At 70.0% G+C, this 6,845-nt stretch carries 6 protein-coding genes; 5 read left to right on the top strand and 1 reads right to left on the bottom strand.

Translation table 11 applies throughout. The annotated features are described in order from the left end of the window. The coding region (locus tag CCR87_RS06760; protein WP_242511894.1) for a pyridoxal phosphate-dependent decarboxylase family protein at positions 1 to 689 on the top strand (689 nt) is incomplete at its 5' end. 42 nt (positions 690 to 731) lie between these two features. Here CCR87_RS06760 and secA read toward each other — a convergent pair. Then, positions 732 to 3,422, bottom strand: a complete 2,691-nt coding sequence (gene secA, locus CCR87_RS06755; RefSeq protein ID WP_201156796.1) for a preprotein translocase subunit SecA — start codon at positions 3,420 to 3,422, stop codon at positions 732 to 734. A gap of 287 nt (positions 3,423 to 3,709) precedes the next feature. Here secA and CCR87_RS06750 point away from each other — a divergent pair, with 287 nt between their 5' ends. The 4 genes from CCR87_RS06750 (at position 3,710) to CCR87_RS06735 (ending at position 6,624) form a co-directional block, all read left to right on the top strand. Further along, complete coding sequence (locus tag CCR87_RS06750) at positions 3,710 to 4,552, top strand: peptidylprolyl isomerase (RefSeq protein ID WP_201156795.1); 843 nt, start codon at positions 3,710 to 3,712, stop codon at positions 4,550 to 4,552. 39 nt (positions 4,553 to 4,591) lie between these two features. After that, positions 4,592 to 5,914 (top strand): bifunctional glutamate N-acetyltransferase/amino-acid acetyltransferase ArgJ, encoded by a 1,323-nt coding sequence (gene argJ / locus CCR87_RS06745; RefSeq protein ID WP_201156794.1) that lies wholly within the window; start codon positions 4,592 to 4,594, stop codon positions 5,912 to 5,914. Further along, entirely contained in the window at positions 5,911 to 6,327 is a 417-nt protein-coding gene (locus CCR87_RS06740; protein WP_201156793.1) for an NUDIX domain-containing protein, read from the top strand. Before argJ ends, CCR87_RS06740 begins: the two co-directional genes overlap by 4 nt. 111 nt (positions 6,328 to 6,438) lie before the next feature. After that, positions 6,439 to 6,624, top strand: coding sequence for a hypothetical protein (locus CCR87_RS06735; RefSeq protein WP_201156792.1), 186 nt, complete (start codon positions 6,439 to 6,441; stop codon positions 6,622 to 6,624). Positions 6,625 to 6,845 lie beyond the last annotated feature (221 nt).

The raw sequence follows: 6,845 nt of genomic DNA, 5'->3' as shown, positions 1-6,845 counted from the left end.
TGCTGTGCACCGGGGGCACATCGGTCGGGGCCTGCGACCGGCTGGGGCCGGCGATTGCGGTGGTGCGCGCGGCGGGCTTGCCGGTGCATGTGGACGCCGCCTGGGCCGGCAGCGCCATGATCTGCCCCGAGTACCGGCACCTCTGGGCGGGGGTGGAGGGGGCGAGTTCCATCGTCGTGAACCCGCACAAATGGCTGGGCGCGCAGTTCGATTGCGCGGTGCAGTTCCTGGCCGATCCGGGCCCGCAGATCCGCACGCTGGGGATGAAGCCTGCCTATCTGGCGACGGAGGGCGCGGAGGTGACGGACTTCAACGACTGGACCGTGCCGCTGGGCCGGCGGTTCCGGGCGCTGAAGCTGTGGTTCGTGCTGCGGGCGTATGGGCTGGAGGGGCTGCGCACGCGCATCCGCAACCATGTGGCCTGGTCCGAGGCGCTGGCCACGCGGCTGGCCGATCACCCGGCGGTGGAGATCGTCACCGCGCCGCGTCTGTCGCTGTTCACCTTTGCCCACCGCGACGGCGACGGCGCGACGGCCGACCTGCTGGCGCGGATCAACGCCGACGGGCGGGTGTACCTGACGCCCACGGTGCATGGCGGGCGGCAGGTGATCCGGGTGCAGGTCGGCAGCTTCGACTGCACCCGCGACGACGTGATGGCGGTGGCCGAGGTGATCGACGCGCTGGCCTGACCTCCGCACCCTGCGGGGGTGGCGCGCGCCGGGCCGTGCCCCTCAGACCAGCTTGCCGTGGCAGTGCTTGAACTTCTTGCCCGATCCGCAGGGGCAGTTGTCGTTGCGCCCCGGGTTGCCCCAGGTGTCGGGGTTGGTCTCGTCGAAGCCGTCCACCAGCGGGGTGGGGCGCTTGCCGTCGTTCTCGGCGGCGACGCTCGCGGCATGGCTTTGCATGGCCAGCTGGCGCAGCATGTCCTGCTGCTCCTCCTCGGTCATGGGGCGCACGCGCGACAGCTTCTGCGTGACCTCGGCCCGCAGGCTGTCGAGCATCGATTCGAACAGGGTGAACGCTTCGGTCTTGTATTCGTTCAGCGGATCGCGCTGGGCATAGCCGCGGAACCCCACCACCGAGCGCAGATGCTCCAGCCGCAGCAGATGCTCGCGCCACTTGGCGTCGATGGACTGCAACAGGAACTGCTTCTCGATCTGGCGCATGGTGTCGGCGCCGAAGCCCTCCAGCTTTTCCTCCATCAGCGCGTCGGACATGCCGTAAAGGCGCTCGCGCACGACCTCCTGATCGACGCCGTCCTCCTCGGCCCAGGCCTCGGCGGGGATGTCGAGGCCCAGCTTCTCGGCGGCGTCGCGCCTCAGCCCGTCGGTGTCCCACTGCTCGGCATAGGATTTCGGCGGCAGGTGCAGGTCCACCAGATCGTCGATCACCTGGTGGCGCATGTCGCGCACGGTCTCCGCCAGATCCTCGGCGCGCATGATCTCCAGCCGCTGGCCGAACACGACCTTGCGCTGGTCGTTCATCACGTCGTCGAACTTCAGGAGCTGCTTGCGGATGTCGAAATTGCGCGCCTCGACCTTGCCCTGCGCCTTCTCCAGCGACTTGTTCACCCAGGGGTGAACGATCGCCTCGCCTTCCTTCATGCCCAGCGTGGAGAGCACCTTGTCCAGCCGTTCGGACCCGAAGATCCGCATCAGGTCGTCCTCGAGCGACAGGAAGAACGCAGACCGCCCCGGATCGCCCTGACGGCCCGAGCGGCCGCGCAGCTGGTTGTCGATGCGCCGGCTTTCATGCCGTTCGGTGGCCAGCACGAACAGCCCGCCCGCCTCGATCACGCGGCGCTTCTCGTCGGCGACCTCGGCCTCGATGCGGGTGCGGACCTCGGCCGGGTCGGCCTCGGGGTCGGCGGCCAGCGCCTCCAGCACGCGCATCTCCACGTTGCCGCCCAGCTGGATGTCGGTGCCGCGCCCGGCCATGTTGGTGGCGATGGTGACGGTGCCCAGGCGCCCGGCCTCGGCCACGATCTTCGCCTCCTGCTCGTGCTGGCGGGCGTTGAGGACGTTGTGGGGGATGCCCTCCTTCTTGAGCATCTCCGACAGCATCTCGGACTTGTCGATGGAGGTGGTGCCCACCAGGATCGGCTGGCCGCGCTCGTGGGCGGCCTTGATCTCCTCCAGGATGCCCTCGAACTTCTCGCGCGCGGTGCGATAGACCTGATCGTGCTCGTCCTCGCGCTGGATCGGCAGGTTGGTGGGGATCGCGATCACGTCGAGGCCGTAGATCTGCGAGAATTCCTCGGCCTCGGTGGAGGCGGTGCCGGTCATCCCCGACAGCCGTTCATAAAGCCGGAAGTAGTTCTGGAAGGTGACCGAGGCGAGGGTGGTGTTCTCGGGCTGGATCGGCACGCCTTCCTTGGCCTCGATGGCCTGGTGCAGGCCGTCCGACAGCCGCCGGCCGGCCATCATGCGGCCGGTGAATTCGTCGATCAGCACGACCTCGTTGTTGCGCACGATGTACTGCTGGTCGCGCACGAACAGCTTGTGGGCGCGCAGGGCCTGGGTGACGTGGTGCACGATGGTGGTGGATTCGGGGTCATACAGCGACTGCCCCTCCGGCAGGATGCCGTTCGTCTCCAGCCACTCCTCGATGAACTCGTTGCCTTCCTCTGTGAAGGTGACGTTGCGCTGCTTCTCGTCGAGGCTGAAATGCTCCGGCTGCAGATGCGGCGCGATGCGGTCCACGGCGGTATAGAGGTCCGAGCGGTCCTGGCTGGGGCCGGAGATGATCAGCGGCGTGCGCGCCTCGTCGATCAGGATCGAGTCGACCTCGTCCACCACGGCAAAGTAATGGCCGCGCTGGTACATGTCGGCCAGCTCCGACTTCATGTTGTCGCGCAGATAGTCGAAGCCCAGCTCGTTGTTGGTGGCATAGGTGATGTCGGCGGCATAGGCCGCGCGCTTCTCGTCCTCGGGCTGCTGGGGCACGACGACGCCGGTGGTCATCCCGAGCTTGGCATAGACCTTGCCCATCCATTCGGAGTCCCGCCGCGCAAGATAGTCGTTGACCGTGACGATATGCACGCCACGCCCCGTCAGCGCGTTCAGATAGGCCGGGAAGGTGGCGACCAGGGTCTTGCCCTCGCCGGTCTTCATCTCGGCGATGTTGCCACGGTGCAGGAAGATCCCGCCAATCAGCTGCACGTCAAAGGCGCGCAGCCCCAGCGCGCGGCGGGCGGCCTCGCGGCAGTTGGCGAACGCCTCCGGCAGCAGGTCGTCGAGCGCCTCGCCGGCGGCCACGCGGGCCTTGAGCGCCTGGGTCGCCTCGATCAGCTCGGCGTCGCTGCGGGCCTTCGTGGCCTCCTCCAGCGCGTTGATCTGCTCGACGATGCGGCGGACGGACTTGACCTTGCGATCGTTCGGCGTGCCGAACACCTTGCGCGCGATCGTGTTGAAACCGAGCATGACGTCTCCCGAATGCGATGCGAACGGGGCAGGGGGTGCGCCCCTCGCCCGCCGCTGTGGGGGGTGTCCGGCGGGTTGCCGGCCGCGACCTGCTCCCCTAAGACATACCCCGGCGGGGGTAACCGGCATCCGGCGACCCGTCAGCGATGTAAGGGGCCGCCCGACAGGTGTCAACGCAGACCGGCCCGGCGATGCACGCCGTGGCTCCGGGCGCGGGCCCGACCGCGGATCCAACCAGATGACAGGGAACATCCATGACACGCAGGACTTCACGCGCGGCAAACGCCATGGGGCAGGGAACGTGGGCCGCCGCGGCCCTGATCGCGGGGATGGTGGCCGGGCAGCCGGCGCTGGCCAATGACGCCGATACCGTGGTGGCCCGGGTGGGCGACACCGAGATCACGCTGGGCCATGTGGTCGGGCTGATGGCGCGGCTGCCCGAGCAGTATCGCCAGTTGCCCGACGAGATGCTGTTCAGCGGCATCGTGGAGCAGCTGGTCGACCAGACCGCCGTGGCGCAATCGGTGGCCGAGCCGTTCAACACCCGCCTGCGTGTCGACCTCGACAACAGCCGGCGCGAGGTGATCGTGAACGACGAGCTGGCCCGCGTGGTCGAGGGCGCCGCGACCGACGAGGCGTTGCAGGCCCTCTATGCCGAGCTGTACCTCGACGTCGAGCCGGAGCGCGAGTTCAACGCGGCCCACATCCTCGTGCCGACCGAGGAGGAGGCGCAGGCCCTCGCCGCGGCGCTGGCGGATGGCGCGGATTTCGCCCATCTCGCGCGGGAAAACTCCGGCGATCCGGGCTCGGCCGAGGCCGGTGGGGCGCTGGGCTGGTTCGGCCCGGGGCAGATGGTCGGACCCTTCGATGCCGCCGTGCAGGCGCTGGAGCCGGGCCAGGTCTCGGAGCCGGTGCAGACCCAGTTCGGCTGGCACCTGATCCTGCTGGAGGATACCCGCATGGCCGATGCCCCGACGCTGGAGCAGGTGCGCGGCCAGCTGAGCGCCGAGTTGCAGCGCGAGGCCGTCGCGGCCCATGTCGCGGCCGCGCGCGCCGCCACCACGGTGGAGCTGCTGAGCGAGGGGATTGACCCCGCCCTCGTGCGCGATCAGAGCTTGCTGGAAGACTGACGGCGCCCCCCGCGCCGGCACGCAGGAGGAGGCTCGGCCATGGCCGGCAAATGGAAGACTGCGGCGCGCAAGCTTGAAGGCGAGGCGCGCAAGCTGCGCAGGAAGCTGAAGAAGGCGCGCAAGGCGCTGGAGTTCGGCCCTGCGGTGTCGCCGCTGGCGCCGGCGCGCTTTCCCGATCTGGGCACGGTGGCGGGGGTGGAACTGGCCACCGCCGCCACTGGCGTGCGCTATGTCGGGCGCGACGACCTGCTGGTGGCGCGGCTGGCGCCGGGGACGGCGGTGGCGGGGGTGGTGACACGCTCGGCCACCCGCTCGGCCGCGGTGCTGGACGTGGAGGCCAAGCTGGGCCTCGATCCCGGTGACCAGCCGGCGGCGTTCGTGGTCAACGCGGGCAATTCCAACGCCTTCACCGGTGCGGCCGGTGCGGCGGCGGTGGCGGCGGTGGCGGGGGCCGCGGCCGATGTGCTGGGCGTGCCCGAGGGGCGGGTGTTCACCGCCTCCACCGGTGTCATCGGCGAACCGCTGAGCCCCGAACCCATCGTCACGGCCCTGCCGGGCCTGACGCTTGCCCCCGGCCATTTCAAGGCCGCGGCCCAGGCCATCCGCACCACCGATACCTTTGCCAAGGGCGCGGTGGCCGAAGTCGACCTCGACGGTGGGTCGGCGCGAATCGTGGGCATCGCCAAGGGCTCGGGCATGATCGCGCCCGACATGGCCACGATGCTGGCGTTCATCTTTACCGACGCGGGCCTGCCGCAGCCCGCGCTGGCGCGCCTCGTGCGGCGGCTGGCCGACGAGACGTTCAACCGCATCACCGTGGACGGGGACACCTCGACCTCCGACACGGTGCTTGTGGCGGCGACCGGGGCGGGCCCGGCGGTGGGCGATCTGCGCCGCGCGCCCGGTCGCGCCTTCGAGGCCGGTCTGCGTGCCGTCATGCAGGACCTTGCGTTGCAGATCGTGCGCGACGGCGAAGGCGCACGCAAGCTGATCGAGGTCAGCGTGACCGGTGCCGCAAGCGAGGACGACGCCCGCCGCGTCGCCCGTGCGATCGCCGAATCGCCGCTGGTCAAGACCGCCATCGCCGGCGAGGATGCCAACTGGGGCCGCATCGTGATGGCCGTGGGCAAGTCGGGCGCGCAGGCCGACCGCGACCGTCTGACGATCCGCTTCGGCGGCATCACCGTGGCCGAGGGCGGTGCCCGTGCCGCGGGCTATGACGAGGCCGAGGTGTCGGCCGGCATGCGCGGTGACACGGTGACGGTGGCGGTGGATCTGGGCCTTGGACCGGCGGCCGCGTCGATGTGGACCTGCGACCTGACGCATGGCTACATCGCGATCAACGCCGACTATCGCTCGTGACGGCGCAGGGTGGGGCGCGCGTCGTCCTGGTGGCGGCGGTGGCGTTGATCGACGCCGACGGGCGGGTCCTTCTGGCCCGCCGCCCCGAGGGCAAGTCCATGGCGGGGCTGTGGGAATTCCCCGGCGGCAAGGTCGAGGCGCACGAGACCCCCGAGGCCGCGCTGATGCGCGAGCTGCACGAGGAGCTGGGCATCGACACCTGGGCGTCGTGCCTGGCGCCGCTGACCTTCGCCAGCCACGCCTATGACGATTTTCATCTTCTGATGCCGCTGTTTGCCTGCCGGAAATGGGCCGGCGTGCCGACCCCGCGCGAGGGGCAGAAGCTGGCCTGGGTCGCGCCCCGCAGCCTGCGCGACTATCCGATGCCGCCGGCCGACCTGCCGCTGATCCCGATCCTGCGCGACTGGTTGTGACAGGATCACAACGCTGTGCGGGTGCGGCGAAACCCCACCATTGCGTTGTCAATCATTTTGGTGAAACCTGATCTCCTGAAGTAACGGAGTGATGAAACCATGTGCACCATCATGATCGGACGTTACAGTTCCGTGCACGGTCAATACGTCAGCAGCCGTCCCGATGGCCGTGTGGTGGTCCGTGTCGGCCCCAGCCTGCATGTCGGGCGGCCGGTCTCGGCGGTGCCGGCGCCGGGGCCCGCGTCGGGGTCGGCCATGCCGACGGCGGCCCTGTCCGCGGCGCCGGGCGCCGCCTGAAACCGCATCCGGGCGGGACCCGCCGCCCGGATGGCCCTTTCCCCTGCCGCGCGCGCTGCTATCTGTGCTGCTCCATCCCGGACCGCAGCGAGGCGCATGTGACCGACCGACCCCCTTCGAGCCTGCCGCCATCGAGCCTGCCCCCATCGAGCCTTCGGGGCGTGCGCGTCCCGGCAAGCCGCCTGGGGCGGCTGGCACGGCTGGGGGGGCTGGCCTCGGGG

Source organism: Rhodobaculum claviforme (assembly GCF_016653255.1).
Lineage (GTDB): Bacteria > Pseudomonadota > Alphaproteobacteria > Rhodobacterales > Rhodobacteraceae > Rhodobaculum > Rhodobaculum claviforme.
This window is presented reverse-complemented; position numbering and strand designations above follow the sequence as displayed.